Origin of the sequence: Bartonella refiksaydamii, assembly GCF_902652675.1 — a bacterium.
In the GTDB taxonomy this organism is placed as follows: Bacteria; Pseudomonadota; Alphaproteobacteria; order Rhizobiales; family Rhizobiaceae; genus Bartonella; species Bartonella refiksaydamii.
The window spans coordinates 1-1,746 of record NZ_LR736359.1; the positions used below are offsets into that span (position 1 = coordinate 1).

A 1,746-nucleotide genomic window follows, 5' to 3' on the forward strand; every position below is an offset into this window, starting at 1 on the left:
GGGATGCAGCGGATAATTCAGGATATTCTGCCGAACTCTTTCAACAATCCTTAGCGGTTTTAAATAGGCGTTCGGCACAAGCCTATGCTGGACAAAAAAGAGGCATGATGGGCTTTGAAGCACTTGGTATTTCTGTCAAAAACGCCTCGGGAAAACTCAAATCAAACTCTGTCTTGTTGGAAGAAATTACCGACAAGATGAGTCAGATGAAAAATCAAGCACAAAGACAGCATATTGCTGCTCTGTTGTTTGGTGGTGATGGTAAAGAAATGGCTACCATGCTTGCACAAGGCATGGCGCCCATAAAAGAGCTGTTTGCAAAGGCTAGGAAAGGAAAATGGCTGATAGGTGCCGATGTTGCACGCTATGCAGCAGATTTAAGTGATAAGCTTGGTGCCTTTAAGAAAAAAATAGGCGGTATTGCTAGTTTTATTGGTGCACGTTTTATGCCCGTCATCAATGATATGATTGACGCTTTTTCAAAATTGATTGATGAAAACCGTGACCTCATCCAAACAACCGTTGCGAGCTGGGCTAAAAGCGTAAAAAAAGTCCTTAATGATTTGCTTAATCCTACCTCTGATTTGAGAAAAGGTATCAGTGATCTCACAGAGAGGATTAAAGGCTGGTTTCAATGGATGGAGCCGTTGATTGGTGAAATAACCCTCTTTAAGGTAGGACTTGTGGCACTTGGTTCATTCATTTTTGGTCCACTCATTGCTGCATTAGCAGCCGTAGGAGCCGCATTTGTCACACTTGGCTATGCAATCATGACCACACCTATCGGCTGGATACTTGGCGGTATTGCAGCAGTTATCGCACTGTGTAAATACTGGGATGAAATAGATTTCCGGTTAGTTGCATCATTAGCTGTAATTGGTGCAGCGTTTGTTAAGCTTGGTATCATCATGATGTCCTCTCCTATCACTTGGGTAATTGGTGGCATTGTTGCACTTATTGCTGTTCTATATGTGCTTTACAAATATTGGGACAAAATAAAAAGCTTGTTGGTAGCATCATTAGCTGTAATTGGTACAGCATTCGCTGCGCTTCGCATCGTCATGATGTCTACTCCCATAGGCTGGATAATAGGCGGCTTTACAGTGCTTATTGCTACTGGATATCTACTCTACAAAAACTGGAATACCTTAATAAGCTTCTTAGGAAAGCTATGGGATTCTTTTTACAGCTTATGTAGTAGCGTTTTCAGTAAACTCTTTACACTCTTTAAAAACTTTTCACCACTCTATTGGATAGCGAAAGGAATCAATGAACTCATTAAATGGTTGCTTGGCGTTGATTTAATGGAAGCTGGTGCCAATCTCATTGGTAGCTTATGGGACGGCATCAAAAGCAAGTGGCAAGTCCTGTCTGAATGGTTTAGCGGTATGATAAGCAAATTAACCAGCTGGATGCCTAATTGGATGAAAGAAAAGTTAGGCTTTAATGTCTCAATCAACAAAACTTCAACCCAGACCATTAAAACCTTTACCGATGAAACCAATGCACGGGCAAAAAAAATGCTGGATACAGCAGTGGTTACAAATACCCCGCCTGGAAAAGGTAAAAGTGGTTTTAATACAAGTGTCATTGAAACAGGACAAATGCAGGCAACAAATGCAAAAGCGGGTGCCTTTAAAACTCCAAAGCCTATTACGGTTCACAAACCCGTTGAAGTAGACGCCCGTGTAACCATTACAAATCTCAATATTTCAGTACCAAATGGTCTCAAGGACGAAATCAGAG

1 protein-coding gene is annotated in these 1,746 nt (G+C 41.4%); it reads left to right on the top strand.

The genetic code is table 11. The features are described 5' to 3' along the window. Nucleotides 1-1,746: phage tail tape measure protein (locus tag GQO39_RS08405; RefSeq protein ID WP_156851756.1), on the top strand; the 1,746-nt coding region annotated here is incomplete at both ends.